The organism is Salinicola tamaricis (genome assembly GCF_003006155.1).
Lineage (GTDB): Bacteria > Pseudomonadota > Gammaproteobacteria > Pseudomonadales > Halomonadaceae > Salinicola > Salinicola tamaricis.
This window is the reverse complement of record NZ_CP023559.1, coordinates 3122966-3141620: the sequence shown is the minus strand read 5'-3', so window position 1 is coordinate 3141620 and position 18655 is coordinate 3122966. Positions and strand designations below refer to the sequence as shown.

At 65.1% G+C, this 18655-nt stretch carries 18 protein-coding genes, 7 tRNA genes and 1 pseudogene; 12 read left to right on the top strand and 14 right to left on the bottom strand.

Going from position 1 to position 18655, the window contains the following annotated elements; translation table 11 throughout:
* Positions 1-6 precede the first annotated feature (6 nt).
* Complete coding sequence (locus CN538_RS14495; RefSeq protein WP_106419895.1) at positions 7-513, top strand: MFS transporter; 507 nt, start codon at positions 7-9, stop codon at positions 511-513.
* Positions 506-1210 (top strand): MFS transporter, encoded by a 705-nt coding sequence (locus CN538_RS14490; protein WP_106419894.1) that lies wholly within the window; start codon positions 506-508, stop codon positions 1208-1210. The genes CN538_RS14495 and CN538_RS14490 overlap by 8 nt, the downstream gene beginning before the upstream one ends.
* A gap of 76 nt (positions 1211-1286) precedes the next feature.
* Here the strand turns inward: CN538_RS14490 and CN538_RS14485 are convergent.
* From CN538_RS14485 to CN538_RS14435, 11 genes are all read right to left on the bottom strand, one after another.
* Positions 1287-1374, bottom strand: a tRNA-Ser gene (locus tag CN538_RS14485).
* A gap of 113 nt (positions 1375-1487) precedes the next feature.
* Complete coding sequence (locus CN538_RS14480; RefSeq protein WP_106419893.1) at positions 1488-2048, bottom strand: nitroreductase family protein; 561 nt, start codon at positions 2046-2048, stop codon at positions 1488-1490.
* A 64-nt stretch (positions 2049-2112) separates the two neighbouring features.
* A complete protein-coding gene (queF, locus tag CN538_RS14475; protein WP_106419892.1) occupies positions 2113-2952 on the bottom strand; it encodes an NADPH-dependent 7-cyano-7-deazaguanine reductase QueF in 840 nt (279 codons plus the stop codon).
* Positions 2949-3722 (bottom strand): ABC transporter permease, encoded by a 774-nt coding sequence (locus tag CN538_RS14470; RefSeq protein WP_106419891.1) that lies wholly within the window; start codon positions 3720-3722, stop codon positions 2949-2951. Before CN538_RS14470 ends, queF begins: the two co-directional genes overlap by 4 nt.
* On the bottom strand, positions 3719-4696 hold the full coding sequence (locus CN538_RS14465) for an ABC transporter ATP-binding protein (protein WP_106419890.1): 978 nt from the start codon (positions 4694-4696) through the stop codon (positions 3719-3721). Before CN538_RS14465 ends, CN538_RS14470 begins: the two co-directional genes overlap by 4 nt.
* 318 nt (positions 4697-5014) lie before the next feature.
* Positions 5015-5089 (bottom strand) — tRNA-Gly (locus CN538_RS14460).
* 49 nt (positions 5090-5138) lie between these two features.
* Positions 5139-5214: transfer RNA gene (locus CN538_RS14455), tRNA-Glu, on the bottom strand.
* Between the two features lie 135 nt (positions 5215-5349).
* Positions 5350-5424 (bottom strand) — tRNA-Gly (locus CN538_RS14450).
* Positions 5425-5474: 50 nt separating this feature from the next.
* Positions 5475-5549 (bottom strand) — tRNA-Glu (locus CN538_RS14445).
* A gap of 82 nt (positions 5550-5631) precedes the next feature.
* Positions 5632-5706: transfer RNA gene (locus tag CN538_RS14440), tRNA-Gly, on the bottom strand.
* 52 nt (positions 5707-5758) lie between these two features.
* Positions 5759-5834, bottom strand: a tRNA-Glu gene (locus tag CN538_RS14435).
* Positions 5835-5997: 163 nt separating this feature from the next.
* Here CN538_RS14435 and msrB point away from each other — a divergent pair.
* Complete coding sequence (gene msrB, locus CN538_RS14430) at positions 5998-6396, top strand: peptide-methionine (R)-S-oxide reductase MsrB (RefSeq protein ID WP_106419889.1); 399 nt, start codon at positions 5998-6000, stop codon at positions 6394-6396.
* Between the two features lie 186 nt (positions 6397-6582).
* On the opposite strand, the gene uraH is transcribed toward msrB, so the two are convergent.
* Entirely contained in the window at positions 6583-6993 is a 411-nt protein-coding gene (gene uraH / locus CN538_RS14425; RefSeq protein ID WP_106419888.1) for a hydroxyisourate hydrolase, read from the bottom strand.
* A 203-nt stretch (positions 6994-7196) separates the two neighbouring features.
* Here uraH and ylqF point away from each other — a divergent pair, with 203 nt between their 5' ends.
* From ylqF to CN538_RS14385, 8 genes and pseudogenes are all read left to right on the top strand, one after another.
* On the top strand, positions 7197-8150 hold the full coding sequence (ylqF, locus tag CN538_RS14420; RefSeq protein WP_106419887.1) for a ribosome biogenesis GTPase YlqF: 954 nt from the start codon (positions 7197-7199) through the stop codon (positions 8148-8150).
* Between the two features lie 170 nt (positions 8151-8320).
* A pseudogene (locus tag CN538_RS14415) lies at positions 8321-9546 on the top strand (pyridoxal phosphate-dependent aminotransferase).
* A gap of 204 nt (positions 9547-9750) precedes the next feature.
* Positions 9751-10653, top strand: a complete 903-nt coding sequence (gene htpX / locus CN538_RS14410; RefSeq protein ID WP_106419886.1) for a protease HtpX — start codon at positions 9751-9753, stop codon at positions 10651-10653.
* A gap of 193 nt (positions 10654-10846) precedes the next feature.
* A complete protein-coding gene (locus CN538_RS14405) occupies positions 10847-11368 on the top strand; it encodes a DUF3455 domain-containing protein (RefSeq protein WP_106419885.1) in 522 nt (173 codons plus the stop codon).
* Positions 11369-11590: 222 nt separating this feature from the next.
* Positions 11591-12163: a sigma-70 family RNA polymerase sigma factor gene (locus tag CN538_RS14400; protein WP_242495172.1), complete on the top strand. Its 573-nt coding sequence runs from the start codon at positions 11591-11593 to the stop codon at positions 12161-12163.
* Positions 12160-12882 (top strand): anti-sigma factor, encoded by a 723-nt coding sequence (locus CN538_RS14395; protein WP_106419883.1) that lies wholly within the window; start codon positions 12160-12162, stop codon positions 12880-12882. Before CN538_RS14400 ends, CN538_RS14395 begins: the two co-directional genes overlap by 4 nt.
* Positions 12883-13005: 123 nt before the next feature.
* The gene (locus tag CN538_RS14390) at positions 13006-13449 is read left to right on the top strand and encodes a MarR family winged helix-turn-helix transcriptional regulator (protein WP_106419882.1); all 444 of its coding nucleotides are present in this window, start codon (positions 13006-13008) and stop codon (positions 13447-13449) included.
* A 12-nt stretch (positions 13450-13461) separates the two neighbouring features.
* A complete protein-coding gene (locus tag CN538_RS14385; protein ID WP_106419881.1) occupies positions 13462-14208 on the top strand; it encodes a siderophore-interacting protein in 747 nt (248 codons plus the stop codon).
* A 249-nt stretch (positions 14209-14457) separates the two neighbouring features.
* On the opposite strand, the gene pdxB is transcribed toward CN538_RS14385, so the two are convergent.
* Positions 14458-15606, bottom strand: a complete 1149-nt coding sequence (pdxB, locus tag CN538_RS14380) for a 4-phosphoerythronate dehydrogenase PdxB (protein WP_106419880.1) — start codon at positions 15604-15606, stop codon at positions 14458-14460.
* Positions 15607-15788: 182 nt separating this feature from the next.
* Here pdxB and CN538_RS14375 point away from each other — a divergent pair, with 182 nt between their 5' ends.
* On the top strand, positions 15789-16064 hold the full coding sequence (locus tag CN538_RS14375; RefSeq protein WP_035471375.1) for a hypothetical protein: 276 nt from the start codon (positions 15789-15791) through the stop codon (positions 16062-16064).
* 141 nt (positions 16065-16205) lie between these two features.
* Here the strand turns inward: CN538_RS14375 and rlmKL are convergent, their stop codons facing one another.
* Entirely contained in the window at positions 16206-18422 is a 2217-nt protein-coding gene (gene rlmKL / locus CN538_RS14370) for a bifunctional 23S rRNA (guanine(2069)-N(7))-methyltransferase RlmK/23S rRNA (guanine(2445)-N(2))-methyltransferase RlmL (RefSeq protein ID WP_106419879.1), read from the bottom strand.
* Positions 18423-18655 lie beyond the last annotated feature (233 nt).

Below are 18655 nucleotides of genomic sequence, written 5' to 3'. Positions count from 1 at the left end.
ACGCCGATGTCGCGACATAGCACTGCCTGGAAAACCAACCTGTGGGTCACAGGGTCAGGGTCTTTCATCAATATCGTCGCCATGACGATCATGCTGCCCTTTCTGCCACACTACCTCGCCAGCCTCGGTGAGCATTCGCCAGAAGGGACCTGGATCTGGTCCAGCCTGGTGTACGCGGCAACCTTTATCAGCGCCGCACTCTTCGCGCCGCTCTGGGGTCACCTGTCCGACCGTTACGGCTGCAAGATCAACCTGGTCCGCGCCAGCGTCGGGATGCTGATCTGCATGACCCTGATGGGGGCGGCGACCAGCGCCTGGCAAATGCTCGTGCTGCGGCTGCTGGCCGGCGTGGCCGGCGGCTACACCTCGGGGGCGACCATCCTCATGGCGAAAGAGGCACCCGAGGCGCGGGCAGGACAGGCCCAAGGTGTGCTCTTCGCCTGTATCCTGGGCGGCAGCCTGGCTGGCCCCATGCTGGGTGGGTTCCTTTCCGCTCCACGTCGGTATGCGTGACGTGTTTTTTCTCTCCGGCGGCATGATCCTGTTCAATGTCGTCGCGACCTGCCTGCTGGTCAGGGAAAAGCACGAGCGGCGGGAGTCAAACGCCGAGCCGATGCGCGTCGCTGCGCCTGTCGACTCAAGGATATGGGTCCTGCTGATCGCGACTACGGGTCTGCTGGTGGCCAATCTATCGATCGATCCCATCATCTACAGCATCGTCGCCAGCATGGACCATCACCCGCTCGAGACGGCCTCGGCCGCCGGCATCGTGCTGTCCGTCACCGCGCTGGGCAGCCTGCTCTCCGCGCTGGCGCTGGGCCGGCTGGCCGACCGCTACGGCGCCATGCGTATCGCCGCCTGCGGTTTTGCCGCAGGGGCCGTTCTGATCGTGCCCCAGGCCTTCGTGACGAGTGTCTATCTGCTGATGGGTCTGCGCTTCGCGATGGGTCTGGCGCTGGGCGGTGTGCTGCCCTGTCTGAAGTCGGCGCTCAAGCATGCCTATCGCGATGGCCGCAGCCTCGGCCGGATCATGGGCCTGTCGACCTCGTTTCAGTACCTGGGTCAGGTGCTGGGCCCACTGCTGGGGGGACTGGTGGCTGCTATCTGGGGCACGAGCTACACCTTTCATGTCACGGCTGCGGTGGCCCTGGCCTGTGCGCTGCTGATGACGCTCGGCCTGCGCCACTCGAGCGCGTCTGATCCATCGTGATGGGCGGGGAGGGGGGGGGGCGCCAAATGCCAGACACAAAAAAAACCGGCTATTAAAGCCGGTTCTTTTCAATTCGTGGCGGAGAGGGAGGGATTCGAACCCTCGAAGCCTTTCGACTTACACACTTTCCAGGCGTGCTCCTTCGACCACTCGGACACCTCTCCGCATTGTCATCCTGCCCGTTTCGGCGTTGCCGCTTCGTTCAGAACGGCGCACATCTTATCCGCCTAACTCCGTGATCGCAAGCCATTTTTTCTCTCATCTAGCTTTTTCTGCCTCACTGCCAACGCTCGACGTACGCCTGCGGATCGCGCACCGGCGGTTGTGGGTAGCGGCCACCCGGCTGGCCGAGATAGAGATAGCCGATCAGCTCTTCGTGCTCGGCCAGGCCGAGCCCGCGCCATACGGTCTTGTCATGGGCATAGGTGCCGGTGCGCCACATCGCCCCCAGCCCTTGCGCGAAAGCCGCGTAGAGCATCGCATGCGCGGCGCAACCCGCAGAGATGATCTGCTCGACCGGCGGCACCTTGGGCAGGTCCGGCGTGATGCGCGCGATCACCGCGATGATCATCGGCGCCCGCCTGGGCTTCTTGCGCGCGGCATCGAGATTGCCGTCATCGATATGCGGATTGGCCTGATAGTCGGAGCGGGCGAACAGCTCACCCAGGCGGTCAAGCCCTTCACCGCTGATCTCGATGAAGCGGTACGGGGTCATTTCCTTGTGATCAGGCGCCCGCAGTGCCGCACGGTAGAGCGCGTCGAGCTGCTCGGCGGTGGGCGCCGGACCGGCCAGTTTGCCCATCGAACGACGCTGATGCAGTAGCGTCATGGCATCCATGTCTGACTCCTCTGAGACATCGTTGATAACACGCAAAGGATCGCTCGACTCTACGTCAAAAGCGCTACTGCCGCAGCAGACGTGGCGGTAACTCCGGCGTCCAACCCGGCGTGGCCCGCCACGGGTTGATATCGAGCCCGCCGCGGCGCACATAACGCGCCATCACCAGCAGCCGCTCGGGACGGCAGCGTGACATCAGATCGACGAAGATATGCTCGACGCAGTGCTCGTGAAAATCCTGGTGCTGGCGATAGGAGATGAGATAGCGCAGCAGCGACGCGCGCTCGATCCGCGGCCCGCGGTACTGAACGAGCACGCTGCCCCAATCGGGCTGGCCGGTCACCGGACAGTTGGACTTGAGCAGGTGCGAGTGCAGCGTCTCTTCGACGATATCGTCCTCGTCGCAGGCGAGCAGCGCCGGCGCCGGCGTATAACGATCGATTTCGACCTCGAGCTCGTCGATCCCTTCGCCAGGCAGCGGCGCCGGCGCGAGTGCGGTGTCATCGACACCGAACAGCTCCACCGTGACCTCGCCACCCGCTGCCGCGCTCAGATCGCGCACCAGTGTATCGATCACCTGGTCGCGACCGCTGAAGGTGGTCTGATTGAAGCTGTTGAGATAGAGCTTCCACGACTTGGATTCGATCAAGCAGGGCGAATCCGCCGGCAGGCGGAAGCGCGCCACCGCGACCACCGGCTTGCCGCGCGGGTCGAGCCAGGAGAGCTCGAAGGCCCACCACTCGTCACCGCCGACGAACGGCAACGACGTGGCCTCGATTCCCAGCGGGGCCCGATTGGCGGCACGCTCGATGGGGAACAGCAAGCCGACGTCGTAGCGCTCGGGATAGGCGGACTCGCGGCCCAGCGGCGCATCAACGAGGGTCTCCGGGCGCGGTGTACTCATGAGCGAATCCCCTTGCCACGGTTGAGCATCCACAGCGCCAGGCACCAGAACACGACGATGAAGGCGGCGATAGCGATCAGCGCCCCACTCACCGGAATGTCGGAAATGCCCAGAATGCCGTAGCGGAAAGCGTTAACCATATACAGGATCGGGTTGATCATGGTCACCTTCTGCCAGAACTCGGGCAGCAGGTCGATCGAGTAGAACACGCCTCCCAGGTAGGTCAGCGGCGTCAGCACGAAGATCGGAATGATCGAGATATCGTCGAACTTCTTGGCCAGCAGCGCATTGATGAAGCCGCCGATCGAGAACAGCAAGGCGGTCATGACCACTACCATCAGGGTCAGGAACGGATGGTGCAGATCGAGATGGGTAAAGAACAGCGAAACCAGCGTCACGATCAGCCCGACACCGAGCCCGCGCGCCGCCCCACCGATCACGAAGCCGCCCAGGATGACCCAGTTGGGCATCGGCGAGACCATCATCTCCTCCACGCTGCGCTGGAACTTGTTGGAGAAGAACGATGACGCCACGTTGGAGTAGCTGTTGGTGATCACCGACATCATGATCAGGCCCGGCACGATGTAGGACATGTAAGAGATACCGTGCATCTCGCCCACACGTGAACCGATCAGGTTGCCGAAGATGATGAAGTACATGGTCATGGTGATGGAGGGCGGCACCAGGGTCTGGGGCCAGATCCGCACGAAGCGGCGTACCTCTTTCACCACCATGGTCCAGAGCGAAATCAGCAGTTGCCGGGTATTCAAGATGCCGTCTCCTTGGCCGGTGTCGAGTTGGCGCTGTCGATACCGCTGCCGGCATCCGGCTGCGAGGTCATCGAGACGAACAGCTCTTCCAGACGATTGGCTCGGTTACGCATGGACAGCACGCGCACGCCCTGACGGGTCAATTGCTGGAAGGCATCGTTGAGATCGGTGCCCTTGCGCACGGAGAGTGCCAGCTGGTGCGAGTCCACCCGCTCGACCTCAAAGCCTTCCACCTGGGGGGCGGCCTCCAGCGGCTCGGCCAGATCGAGCAGAAAGGTCTCGGTGTCCAGCTCGGTCAGCAGGCCGCGCATCGAGGTATTCTTGATGATCTCGCCCCGATTGATGATGGCGATATTGCGGCACAGGCTCTCGGCTTCCTCGAGATAGTGCGTGGTCAGGATGATCGAGGTGCCCTCCTCCTCGTTGATCCGGCGCATGTACTCCCACATGCTGCGGCGCAGCTCGATATCGACCCCGGCGGTGGGCTCGTCGAGAATCAGCAGGCGCGGGCGATGAATCAGGGCACGCGCGATCATCAGCCGCCGTTTCATGCCGCCGGAGAGCATGCGCGCGGCACCGTTGCGCTTGTCCCACAGGCCGAGATCCTTGAGCAGACGCTCACAGCGCGGCTTGGCCTCCTTCATCGGCATGCCGTAGTAGCCCGCCTGGGTGAGGATGATGTCCTCGACCTTCTCGAACTGGCTGAAGTTGAACTCCTGCGGCACCACGCCGAGGTTGTATTTCGCCTTGGCGAAGTCATGGTCGATATCGATACCGAAGATCTTCACCTGACCCGCGCTCTTCTGCACCAATGAGCAGACGATGCCCAGGGTGGTGGACTTGCCCGCGCCGTTGGGGCCGAGCAGCGCGAAAAAGTCGCCCTGCTCGACATCGAGATCGATGCCTTTGAGGGCTTCGAATCCATTACCGTAGACTTTGGTCAGCCCGCGGATGGACAGTGCCGGTTCTGCCATCAGGGATTCCTGTCGAGTACGTAGAAGAAGAAGTGCCGCCACATATGGGGCCGATCGATGGAAAATCAATCTTTAGCAGACGAATAGACACCATCGTCATCACTATCGTCGGCCCTCGGCGTCACCACGCTACCGTGTCAGCGTAGTCGGGAAGCCGGCCGGCGGCAGAGAAGGCGGGATCGTACTGCGCGATGCGCGTCAGGCACCCACAGCCGATGCGATATCGTCAGCCCCAGGACGATGGCAACAGACGACAACATCTCGACACGTCGGACGAGGTGAGGAGAGCTATCGATTACGCGTCAGATACCACAAAACTGGAGCGGGAAAGGAGATTCGAACTCCCGACCCTCGCCTTGGCAAGGCGATGCTCTACCACTGAGCTATTCCCGCTTGTCGGTCGAAGCCTGGCTTCGACGGGATGATCGAGCGATCATCGAAGTGGCGTCCCATAGGGGGTTCGAACCCCTGTTACCGCCGTGAAAGGGCGGTGTCCTGGACCACTAGACGAATGGGACGCAAGACCGGCGCGTGACAGCCAGGCGGAGCCTTCGATCACCTGCCGGGTACCACAAAACTGGAGCGGGAAAGGAGATCGATCGGACCGGCGTTCCGGCTCACGACCCTCGATCACGCTTCAGATACCACAAAACTGGAGCGGGAAAGGAGATTCGAACTCCCGACCCTCGCCTTGGCAAGGCGATGCTCTACCACTGAGCTATTCCCGCTTGTCGTGTCGAAGACTGGCTTCGACAGGATGATCGAGCGATCATCGAAGTGGCGTCCCATAGGGGGTTCGAACCCCTTTACCGCCGTGAAAGGGCGGTGTCCTAGACCACTAGACGAATGGGACGCATTGTTGGAGCGGGAAAGAAGATCGACCGGGCTGGCGTTCCAGCTCACGACCCTTTGCCACACTACCGATACCACAAGCTTGGAGCGGGAAAGGAGATTCGAACTCCCGACCCTCGCCTTGGCAAGGCGATGCTCTACCACTGAGCTATTCCCGCTTCCTGACTGACGAACCAAGCCGGCTTCGACAGTATCTTCGAAAGAGTCGAGTGGCGTCCCATAGGGGGTTCGAACCCCTGTTACCGCCGTGAAAGGGCGGTGTCCTAGACCACTAGACGAATGGGACGCAATGTCTCGTCTCCGTCGAGATGGCGCGCATATTACTGAGGCCGCCCAAAGCTGTCAAGCAATTGATTTCACCGCTGTTCATCGCCACCTAAAACGCGCTGGCGAGAGCGCCGCAAATGGCCTGTAATGCAGACAGGTGACGAGGCACGAGGAGACCCGCCATGAGTAGAATCAAGAAGAGCGACGCCGAGTGGCGCGAACAGCTGACCCCGGAGCAGTACCACGTCACCCGGGAAAAAGGCACCGAGCCACCGTTCAGCGGCGACTACCAGGTGGAGCCGGTCCAGGGCATCTATCACTGCGTCTGCTGCGGCGCCCCGCTGTTCGAGAACGAGCACAAGTTCGAAGCACACTGCGGCTGGCCCAGCTTCGACCGCCCGCTGGCCGCCGCCTCGGTGGAAGAGCACACGGACACCAGCCACGGCATGCGCCGCATCGAAGTGACCTGCCGCCGCTGCGATGCCCACCTGGGCCATGTCTTCCCCGACGGCCCGACGGAGACCACCGGCCAGCGCTACTGCATCAACTCGGTGGCCATCACCTTCCATGCCGGCGAATGATTGCGCCCGTGGCCACCCCCCAAGGCCACGCTGCATTGGGCCAGGGTAGCGCCAGGACCCTAGTCCCAAGACCGTAGCGCCAGGACAGCAACGTCGAAACGCAAGCCCGCACACTTCCAACACGACAGCGCCCCGACCTCGGTCGGGGCGCTGTCATTGTGACTGTCGCCGCTTATCCGACCAGGCTCAGCTGCCGCGGTAGGTAGAATAAGCGTAGGGGCTCAGCAGCAGCGGGATATGGTAGTGCTGCTGCGTGTCGACGACCTCGAACGGGACGGTGATTTCGGGAAAGAAGGTCTCGGTGCCGCGGTCACGGTACCAGTCACCGGTAGCGAAGACGGCGCGATAGACACCGGCTTCGAACGTCTCATCTTCGGGATAGAGCGCTGAGATCCGCCCGTCTTCGGAGGTGGTCCCGGTGGCGATGGTCTCCCACTGGCCGTCGGCCCGATGCTCCAGCGTGACCTCGACGCCCGCCGAGGGTTTGCCGCTCTGAGTATTCAGGACATGTACGCTGATCGGATTGCCGGCGGCCAACGAGACGCTGGCAACGCTGGTGAGCAGCAGGCCGGCGGCGATGGATACGAGAGGTTTCATGCGGGGCTCCTTTCCCTGCGATTGATGGACCATACCTCTACGCCGCACGCCGGCGACTGGATGCACGAGGGTGTCATCACCGGCCGGGCGCACGCGCCGTCCCCCACCACCCTGCAGCCGCTGAGGGCCGCATCCTGCTAGACTGTCCGCCCGCTTGGCGTCGGGCATCCCCCCGACAGGCATGACATTGGCAGGAGAGACGTATGCTCGGCTGGTATCCCGGTCACATGAACAAGGCGCGCCGCCAGATCACCGAGGCGCTGCCGGAGATCGACGTGGTCATCGAGGTGCTCGATGCGCGTCTACCCTACTCCAGCGGCAACCCGATGCTGGCCGATCTGACCGAGCACAAGCCGGTGCTCAAGATCCTGTCGCGGGCCGATCTCGCCGACCCCGAGGCGACCCAGGCTTGGATCGCGCACTTCGATGCCCAGCCCGACAGCCGCGCCATCGCAGTGACCACCACACAGGCCCGCGAGCTGAAGCAGATTCCAGCGCTGTGCCATGAGCTGGCCGGCCAGGTCCGCGCCGACCGCGATGTGCGGGTCATGGTGATGGGTATCCCCAACGTGGGGAAATCGACGCTGATCAACGGCCTCGCCGGGCGCAAGATCGCCAAGACCGGTAACGAGCCGGCGGTGACCAAGCGCCAGCAGAAGATCCGGATCGACGGCCGCGTGGCGCTGATCGATACCCCCGGCGTGCTATGGCCCAAGATCGAAGATCAGGCCAGCGCCTATCGGCTCGCCGCCAGCGGCGCCATTCGTGACACCGCAATCGAGTACGTGGACGTGGCCATCGTCTGCGCCGCCGAGCTGGCCAGACGCTACCCAGAGGCCCTGCGCGAGCGCTACAAGCTCGACGACTTGCCGGCTTACGTCGCCCCGGTGGCGGCGGAGAGCGTCGATGCCGACGGTCCCAAGCTGATCGATCTGCAGGCGCGTGCCGGTTTCGACGGCCATGCGATCATGAACGAGATCGCGCGCAAGCGCGGCGGGTTGAAGGCCGGCGGCGTGATCAATCTGCACCGCGGCGCCGAGGTGCTGCTGCACGAGCTGCGCGATGGCAAGCTCGGGCGGGTCACCCTGGAGCTGCCGACGGACATCCCCGCCCCGGAACCGGATCACGAAGACGCCGCCGACATGCCGACGACCTGAACGAGCCGACGCCGGCGAGCATGACAGATCGCGCTGGCAGCCTTGCGCTTCTGCCCCTTGCGCCGCGTCCGCGCGGCGTTATGCTGGGCGTCGGCGATGCAGCCCGCCACCCGCTCGCGGCGCCCCAGACGCCGCCTGATCTCTTCGGTTGTGCAGCATACGGAAACCTCATGACCCGCCCCATTCGGAAATCGCACAAGCTCGACAACGTCTGTTACGACATCCGCGGGCCGGTCCTCGAACACGCCAAGCGCCTCGAGGACGAAGGCCATCGCATTCTCAAGCTGAACATCGGCAACCCTGCACCCTTCGGCTTCGAAGCGCCCGAGGAGATTCTGCAGGACGTGATGCGCAACCTGCCGACGGCTCAGGGTTACTGCGACTCCAAGGGGCTTTACTCGGCGCGCAAGGCGATCATGCAGGAGTGCCAGCGCAAGGGCATTCCGCAGGTCGGCATCGAGGACATCTTCATCGGCAACGGCGTCTCCGAGCTGATCGTGATGGCGATGCAGGCGCTGCTCAACGACGGCGACGAAGTGCTGATCCCGGCGCCGGACTATCCACTGTGGACCGCCGCCGCCAATCTCTCCGGCGGCCACCCGGTGCACTACCTGTGCGACGAGGCCAACGACTGGGCGCCGGATATCGCCGATATCCGCGACAAGATCACCGCCCGCACCCGCGCGATCGTGCTGATCAACCCCAACAATCCCACCGGCGGTCTATCCGCCCGGCGGTTGGTCAAGGAAATCCTCGGCGTGGCCCGCCAGCACGGGCTGGTGGTGTTCCCGACGAGATCTACGACAAGATCCTCTATGACGGCGTCGAGCATGTCTCCACCGGAGCCCTGGCCGAGGACGACCAGCTGGTGGTGACCATGAACGGGCTCTCCAAGAGCTACCGCTGCGCCGCTTTCGCTCCGGCTGGATTATCCTCTCCGGCGGCCTGGGCAAGCAAACGCCGAGGACTTCATTCAGGGGCTCAACATGCTGGCGTCGATGCGGCTTTGCGCCAACGTGCCGGCCCAGCATGCGATCCAGACCGGACTCGGCGGCTATCAGTCGATCAACGATCTGATCCTGCCCGGCGGACGTCTACTGGCACAGCGTGACGTGGTGTACGACAAGCTCAACGCCATCCCTGGCGTCTCCTGCGTCAAGCCCAAGGGGGCGCTCTACGCCTTCCCCCGGCTCGATCCGGAGATCTACCCGATCCACGACGATGCCCAGATGGTCCTCGATCTGCTGCTGCAGGAGCGTATCCTGCTGGTCCAGGGCACGGCCTTCAACTGGCCCCACCCCGACCACGTGCGCATCGTCACCCTGCCCTGGGCGGACCAGTTGGGTGACGCGATCGACCGTTTCGCCCGCGCTTCCTCTCGCGCTACCGCCAGTGATCCGCGGCGGTGGCCCACCACCGCCATACCCAAAGGCCGCGCGCGACGTGCGGCCTTCCCCTCTTGAAACCTATCGCCTAACGTCGTATCTAACAGGCCATAACCATCTGATTAGCCGGTGATAACGCATAACAGGCTAAGCAATCGCCGAGGGCCATCCGGCCATCGACAACGCAGGTTTTCCACGACTGAGGGTAGAAACCGATGATGCGAATCATCCTGTTCCTGGCAACCAACCTGGCGGTGGTTCTCGTCGCCAGCATCACGTTGCGCGTGCTGGGCGTCGAGCCCTATCTGAATGCCAACGGGCTGAACATGAACAGCCTGCTGATCTTCTGCTTCGTCTTCGGCATGGCCGGCTCGCTGGTGTCGCTGTTCATCTCCAAATGGATGGCGAAGATGAGCACCAAGGCCAAGGTGATCGACCAGCCGCGCAACTCCACCGAGCAGTGGCTACTGGATACCGTGCGCGAACTCTCCCAGCAGGCCAATATCCAGATGCCGGAAGTGGCGATCTTCCCGGCCCAGCAGTCCAACGCCTTCGCCACCGGCTGGAACAAGAACGACGCGCTGGTGGCGGTCTCCCAGGGGCTGCTCGAACGCATGCGCCCGGAAGAGGTACGCGCAGTCCTGGCTCATGAGATCGGCCATGTGGCCAATGGTGACATGGTCACCCTGGCGCTGATCCAGGGCGTGCTCAATACCTTCGTGATGTTCTTCGCCCGCGTGGTGGCGCAGGTGGTCGATAGTTTCCTGCGCGGCCGCGACAACGGCGGCGGCCTCGGCTTCATGGGGTATTTCGCCGTCGTCATCGTCGCCGAGATCGTTTTCGGCCTGGTGGCATCGATCATCGTCGCCTGGTTCTCGCGCTTCCGCGAGTATCGGGCCGATGCCGCCGGCGCCAAGTACGCCGGCGCCGGATCCATGATCAATGCGCTCTCCCGCCTCAAGGCGGAGACCCAGCAGCCGGATCAGATGCCGGACTCATTGACCGCCTTCGCCATCACCACCGGCCAGACGCGCAAGCTGATGGAGAAGCTGTTCGCCAGCCACCCGCCGCTGGACGACCGCATCCGCGCGCTGAAAGAGTCCGCCTATCGCGATTGAGTGCCATCGTGATTGAGCATCCCCGCGTCTTTTCGCGCTCGACCCTACGACGCCCCGCCCCATCGGCGGGGCGTTGCTGTTTTAAGGCTCGATCAAAAAAAATGTTCCCATCCCTGCATCCGTCACCTGGCTTCACGGGTAAGCCGTGGGCGAGACATCCGGTTTCGCATTCTCATGCCACGGAGAGACGTCGATGAAGATTTCCACGCTAGCCACCGCCAGCCTGACCGCCGCCCTGCTCGCCAGCTTCGCGACCCCCGCCCTGGCCGCCGACGTGCCCAGCGCGGTCAAGGTGCCCGACGGCAATCGGGTCGCCATGGAGACCGTGGGCGTGGGCCAGATCACCTACGCCTGCGAAGCCAAGGACGGCGGCTACGCCTGGGTGTTCAAGGGCCCCGATGCCAAGCTCAACGACGCCGATGGCAAGACGCTCGGCCGCTACTACGGCCCGCCGGCGACCTGGGAAGCCAACGACGGCTCCAAGATCACCGGTACGCAGCTGGCCACAGCCCCTGGCGGCGAGGGCAACATTCCACTGCAGCTGGTCCAGGCCAACCCCGCCATGGGCGAAGGCGAGATGGTCGGCGTGACCTATGTCCAGCGTCTTGCCACCCAGGGCGGCGTCGCCCCGGACATGACCTGCAACAGCGACAACCTGGGCGCCGAAGAGATCGTCGACTACCAGGCCGACTACCTGTTCTGGAAAGCCAGCTGAGGCGCGGGCGACCCTCTGCACTGATGCCACTCGGCCCGCCATCGTCGTGCCCCGGCCCGGCGATGGCGGGTCACTCGTGTCGGCGCCCCGCTCCGGGCCCCCCCGGCCCGTGCCGATACTTTTCGTGGCAACACGCAAGGCACCGAGCGTAGTATGGGCGGAGTGGACGTGGCCAGGGTGCCGCGTTCACGGTCTGTAGCCCCGCGCCTTGGCGCGACGCTCGTGGATGCCGTCAAGGAGGACACGCTGACGACGCTCGATCACGCCACACTGATCACGGCCTGTGCTGGCGGCGATCACCAGGCGCTGCGCCAGCTTTACGATCATGAGGGGGCACGCCTGCTCGGCGTGGTTCAGCGTATCGTCGGCGACCGCGCGCTGGCCGAAGACATCATCCACGATACCTTCGTACGGGTCTGGACGCGTGCCCACACCTTCGATGCTACGCGCGGCTCGGGCAAGACCTGGCTGTTCAGCGTGGCCCGCCATCTGGCGCTCAATCACATTCGTGACCATCAGCGCGAAATCAGCGTCGACGAGCAGACCGCGGAAGCGCTCGACGCCGAGCGCGCGTCCGCGCCTGCCGAAGCATCGGATCACTTCGCCTGGCATGGCCGCGGCGAGCTCGACCGCTGCCTGGCGGCGCTGGACGCCGACCGCCGCAACTGCCTGTTCCACGCCTATGTCGATGGCTTCAGCCATCAGGAGATCGCCACGCGTATGGACCGGCCACTGGGTACCGTCAAGGCGTGGATCAAACGCAGCCTGCAGAGCCTGCGCGAGTGTCTGTCATGAATGACCGCTCACCCGGGAACGCTCGCCCCACAGCCTCCGACGATATCGACACCCTCGCCGGCGAGTACGTGCTCGGCACCCTGAGCGCGGCCGAGCGCTACGCGGTCGAACGCCGTGCCACGCGGGAGCCGGCGCTGCGCGAGGCGATCGATGCCTGGGAGTCGCGGCTACAGCCGTATACCGAGCTGGCGCCGCCGCTCACACCCTCGCCCGGGCTGTGGTCACGTATCGAGCGCAGCCTGCAGCCGGTGCCCAAAGAGCGTCGTTCGCTCTGGCAGCGCGCATGGCACAGTCTCCACCTGTGGCGCGGCGTTGGCCTCGCCACCGCCGCCGCATCACTGGCACTGAGCGTGCTGCTGCTGGCCACCCCCGAGAGCGCTGCCCCGCGCTACCTGGTCGTGCTGACGACTCCGCAGCATACCCAGGCGGGCTGGGTGGTGAAGGCCGCCTCGGCCCACGATATCGCGCTGGTGCCCCTGGGCACCTTCGAGCTGCCCCAGGGCAAGGCCCTTGAGTTCTGGACCAAGGCCGACGACTGGTCGGGGCCGGTGTCGCTGGGTCTGGTCCGCCCCGGCCAGACGCTACATCTGAGCCCCGAGGATCTGCCGCCACTGCAGCCCAACCAGCTCTTCGAACTGACGCTGGAGAACGCCGGCGGCTCACCGCTCGGCCGCCCCACCGGCCCGATCCAGTTCATCGGCCGCGCGATCACGCTATAGGCCAGACCAGGCAGCGTCCGCAGCCTGGGCGTGAACTCCCCGCACGCAGATGAGAATGGTTGACATTCATATGTAATCGACGTTCAATTAGTTGACTTTATCAACCAATAAATCGAGAGATCGATGTCTCAAGCACTTGCCGGCGACACCCTCCACCGCCTGCTGCACGCCTACAAGCGCGCGCTGCGCCGCGCCTACGCCGATGAGCAGCTCGAACTCGGCGTCGCTCAGATCCGCACGCTCAAAGCGATCCGCGGGCTATCGCCATGCAGTGCCAGCGCGATCGCCCACAGGCTGCAGTGGGACAAGGCCCAGCTCGCACGCCTGCTGGGCGATCTCGACAGCCGCGGGCTGGTGTACCGGCGCCCGGCGCCGGATGACGGCCGACGCCAGCAGTTGACGCTCAGCAACGCCGGCCAGGCCATGCTGGCGCGGGTCGATGCCTGTGAGCAACGCGCCCATGAGCGCCTCGCCAAGGACTTGAGCGAGGCCGAGCTCGCCGCCTTCGAGGCGCTGGCGCAGCGTCTGATCGACAATCTCGAACGTCCCACGCCCTCTGCTGACTGACAGGAGTCCCACATGCCCAAGACGCCACCACGTGCCTTCACCGTGCTCGCCCGGCAGCCACTGACGCCCCATATGCTGCGCCTCACCCTTGGCGGCGAGGCGATGCGCACCTTCCCCGCCGACCAGTCAAGCGCCTACATCAAGCTGGTGCTGCCCGGGGAAGGCGATACGCCAGCGCGGCTGCGCACCTACAGCGTGCGCCAGCAGCGTGAGGACGCCATCGACGTCGACTTCGTGCTCCACGCCGACGGCGGGCCGGCTGCCAACTGGGCACGCCACGCCCGCCCGGGGGATGTCATCGACGTCGCCGGCCCCGGGCCGGTCAAGCGGGTGGCAGAGGACGCCGACTGGTATTTACTGGTAGGCGACATGACCGCCCTGCCGGCGATCGCTGCCAATCTCGAACGACTGCCGCCGCAGGCGGCCGGAGAGGTAATTCTCGAGGTGATCAGCGAAGCCGATATCCAGCCGCTGGCGGCACCGCCCGACATGCGCATCAGATGGCTCGTTCAAGCACACCCGGGCAGCGATAGTGCAGGGCTGCTCGAGGCCGTGCGCGAACTGTCCTGGCGGCCAGGCAAGGCGGGCATCTGGGTCGCCTGCGAGTTCTCGGCAATGCGCCGCCTACGTCGCCATTTGATCGACGAGCGCGGCGTCGACAAGCGCCAGATGTATCTTTCGAGCTACTGGAAGTATGGCGCCAGCGAAGACGGCCATCGCCTCAGCAAGCGCGAGGATGCCGAGCGCGAAGGCGCCTGACCCCGCCGCCGTCACTGGGTCGGCGTGGCTCTTGGAGCCCATGTTTAAACCCGCTGACGATGGGCGCCGGGGGCAGGGCAAAGCGAGGGTCCTTTGCCAGGAATGGCAAAGGTAGCGCCCAGGGAGGGGTTCACAGCGCCCTCGCGACGCTCTGCCTCCGGATAAGCCCACGTCGCCTAGCGGTTGTGAAAAGCGCTCTCAATCAGACGTGGCTCTTGATCAGACGTGGCCTTGGGTCATGAGTCGCACTCAGTCCGGCGTGGCGACACGAAAGCCGAAACCGCGCAGGGACGCTTCGAGCTCGGGGGCCGCCGCGGTGAGCGCCACCTCGAGGGTTTGGAACTCGCGGCGTACCGGATAGTCACGGCGGTAGGCATCGAAGCCCTGGGCCATGCCCTGGCGTCGGCGATAACGCTCCAGGCCCATGGCGTCACGGCGCGGGTCGTAGCAGGCCCGTGCGCACAGCCGCAGCGCATCGTCACGCGGCGTGGCAGCGTCGAGCACCAGCCGCGGCAGCCACGGCGCCGGCGTCAGCCGAGCCAGGCTCTGCCGCGCGGGCAGACCTAGCTGGCGCGACAGCGCCTGATAGATCATCTCGGTGCCGCGCAGCTTGCCGTCGACGCTATGGCCAGCGATATGCGGTGTGGCGAGATCGACACGGGCATAGAGCGCCTCGTCGATTCCCGGCTCGTGCTCCCACACGTCGAGCACGCAGCGTAGATCGGCGTCGCGGGCCAGCCGTTCGTTCAAGGCGCCGCCGTCGAGGCAGTCGCCACGCCCGGCGTTGAGCAGCACGGTCCCCGGGGTCAGCGCCTCGATCCGCTGCCGGTCGAGCAGATGCCAGGTGGCATGCGCTCCGGCGGCCACCAGCGGCGTGTGCAGACAGATGACATCGGCGCGCGCGATCAGTGCGTCGAGAGCCACGAAACCCGCGTCGCCCTCGGCCTTGGCGCGCGGTGGATCGCAGATCAGATGGGGTATGCCCAGCGCCGCCAGGCGCGCGGCAAGGCGCCCGCCGACGTTGCCGGCGCCGACGATGCCCACGGTCTTGGCGAACAGGTCCTCGCCGTCGCGCTCGCACAGCAGCAGCAGACTGGAGAGCACGTAGTCGACCACCGCCTCGGCGTTGCAGCCGGGGGCATTGGCAAAACCGATCCCCTGCTCGCGCAGCGCCGCCAGCTCGACATGGTCGGTACCGATGGTGCAGGTACCCACGAACTTGAGGCGTGACCCCGCCACCAGCGCCGCATTGACCGGCGTGATCGAGCGCACCACCAGGGCGTCGTGATCGCGCACGCTGGCCGCGGTCATCTCACGCCCAGGCTGGCGCGTCACCTCACCCAGCTCGCCGAAGAAGGCCTCGGCCAGCGGTACGTTCTCATCCACCAGAATTCGCATGTCTACCGCTTCTCCCTGTCGGCCTGGCGGGCTTGTGCAGTACGCGTCGATTTCTGCCGCGCTTGCTTTACAATGAGCCCGATACGAGCCGCGGCGGCGCGGCCGCACCACCCGGCGCAGCCATCTTAGGCGGGCCACCCGGCGGGGACAAGCCGGGGCGCACAACCACGAAAGGAGTTCGCGTGATCGTTCGTTGGGAGAGTGAACACGACTATGTGCTGGTGCACCTGCATCAGGACATGTTCGGTGACTGGATCTTCAGCCGCGCCTGGGGCCAGATCGGCACCCAGTATGGTGGCCTCAAGCATGCCGTGGCCGAGAGCCGCGAGCAGGCCATGCTGTGGCTCGACGATCTCGCGCACATCCAACTGGCGCGTGGCCTGCGCAAGGTGCTGGAAGCCGACGACGACAGCCCCGAGGGGCGCCGCGCCATGGCTCAGCTGTCGTTGCTCGACTGAGCCTCAGGCCAAGACGACTCTCCGAGGCGCGCGAACCGCCGACGCCACCGACATCCTGTTTCGCCCCGCTGGCTCGCTCGCCCACCGCGCGAGCGTCGGCCGTCTGGCGCCCTGAAGGAGCGCCAGGGGCGTGCCTCAACGTCATTCGCGATGACGGATGCTGAAGCAGTGGTGCAGATTGGCACGTCGGCTGAAGTCCGGGTCGAAGGTCTGCGCGGTGATCTCGGTCACCGCGAAGCGCGACGACAACGCCGGATCGAGCTTGAAGCGCTGCTGGTTATTGGAGAAGACCAGCTCCCCGCCCGGCGCCAGGCGCGCCATCGCCAGCTCGACCAGACGCACGTGATCGCGCTGGATATCCAGCGTGCCGGCCATCTTCTTCGAATTGGAGAAGGTCGGCGGATCGAGGAAGATCAGGTCGAAGCTGCCGCCGGCAGTCTCGAGCCAGCGGAAACAGTCGTCGCGCACCACCCGGTGGCGACCGGGATCGAGCTGGTTGAGGGCCAGATTGTCCCGCGCCCAGTCGAGATAGGTATTCGAGAGATCCACGCTCAAGCTGTCGCTGGCCCCGCCCAGGGCGGCGTGTACCGTCGCCGTGCCGGTGTAGCAGAACAGATTGAGAAAACGCTTGCCCGCGGCCCGCTCACGCAGCAGCCGGCGCACTGGGCGATGATCGAGGAACAGCCCGGTATCGAGATAGTCGGTGAGGTTGATCCACAGCTTGGCCGGCCCCTCCTCGACCACGAAGCGCTCGCCGCTGTCACCCTGCTTGCGGTACTGCGCCTTGCCGCTCTGCCGCTCGCGCTGCTTGTAGTGGATCTGCTCGGGGCGCACGTCTAGCGCCACCGGGATCGCGCTCAGCGCATCGAGCAGCCGCCGCTTGGCCTTGTCGGCGTCGACCGAACGTGGCGCGGCGTACTCCTGCACGTGTACGCGGTGACCATAGACGTCGATCGCCAGCGCGTACTCCGGCATGTCGGCATCGTAGAGCCGGTAACAGCGCTCCCCCGACTGCTTGAGCCACTTGGACAGACGCTTGCGGTTCTTCTGCAGGCGGTTGGCGAACATCCGCGCGCCCTCGCTCAGCGGCGCCGTGTCGCTGGCCGAGGGCGTCTGCGCGCTCGACACGGTATCGGGTTTATCACTATCGCGGGCATCGCGATCGCCGCTATCGGCATCACGGGCCGTGACATCGGCCAGCAGCAGTTTGCAGTCGAGCGGTCCGTTCTTGAACGCATACTGCTTGTGCGCGCGCAGGCCCAGTCGATGGCCGAGATCCGGATTGCCGGTGAACAGCGCCAACTGCCAGCCGCCGAAGTGCTGCTTCAGCCGCTGCCCCAGATCGCCGTAGAGCGCCACCAGCTCGGGCAACTCGCCGAGACGCTCGCCGTAGGGCGGATTGGTGATCACCAGCCCCGGCGCGGCGGCCTCGGCGGGCGGTGTCAGCCCCTTCACCGCAGCACCGTCCAGTTCGATCAGCGCCGGAATCCCTGCGCGCATGGCATTGCTGCGCGCCGCGGCAATCGCCTGCGGGCTCTGGTCGAAGCCCCATAGCCGCGAACGGGCGCGTCGCCGACCGAGATCGGCACGCACCTTGGCCTCGCGCGCCAGGGTCTGCCACAGCGCCGGATCGAAGCCGGCCAGACGCTCGAAGCCGAAGCGCTCGCGGGTGAGCTGGGGCGCGATATCGGCGGCCATCATCGCCGCCTCGATCAGCAGCGTGCCGGCACCGCACATTGGGTCCACCAGCGGCTCTCCGCGCTTGGCCCGGGCCGGCCAGCCGGCGCGCACCAGCAGCGCCGCCGCCAGATTCTCCTTGAGCGGGGCATGGCCGACATCACGTCGGTAGCCGCGCTGGTGCAGGCTGGCGCCGACCAGGTCGATACCCACCAGCAGCTGCCCCTTGTTCAGATTGGCGTAGACGCGCACGTCGGGCTGGCCGAGGTCGACCTGCGGGCGCGCACGCCCGGCGGCTGCCAGCGCCTCGACGACCCCATCCTTGATCACCTGGGCGCCGAAGCGTGTATGGCGGATCGCCGCCGACTGACCGTGGAAGTCCACCGCCAGGGTGTGGCCGTCGCGCAGTGTCTCGGCCCAAGACAGTTGGCTCACCGCGGCGACGATCGCCTCCGGCGTATCACAGCCGCTCTCGCGCCCCAAGGTCAGGATCACCCGATTGGCCAGGCGTGACCACAGGCACAGGCGATAGGCGGTGGCGAGATCGGCACGCGCATGCAGCCCGGCGACGGTAGTTTTTTGTATCTCCGCGCCCAGTTCGGCGACCTCTTCCGCGAGCAGCGGTTCGACGCCCCAGGGGCAGGTGATATAAAGGCTCAACAGCGAGTTATCGTCTTTCATGGTGGCGTCACCGAACCGTCTCGGCCCAGTCATATTCCTGTGAGTGCATTTTCAATCTGGCCTTATGACAAAACGCTCATCGACATCGTTTCTCATTTCCGCTAAAGCTAGAGGTGTAGCTACGAAACAACGCATGCGTATGCCTGTCCGGACATTTTCTCGGGCGGAGTCTTCTTTCGGCGAACCAGACGCCGTGGAGTCTCTGTGTTTTCCCAAAGGTGATGCACTTGTTC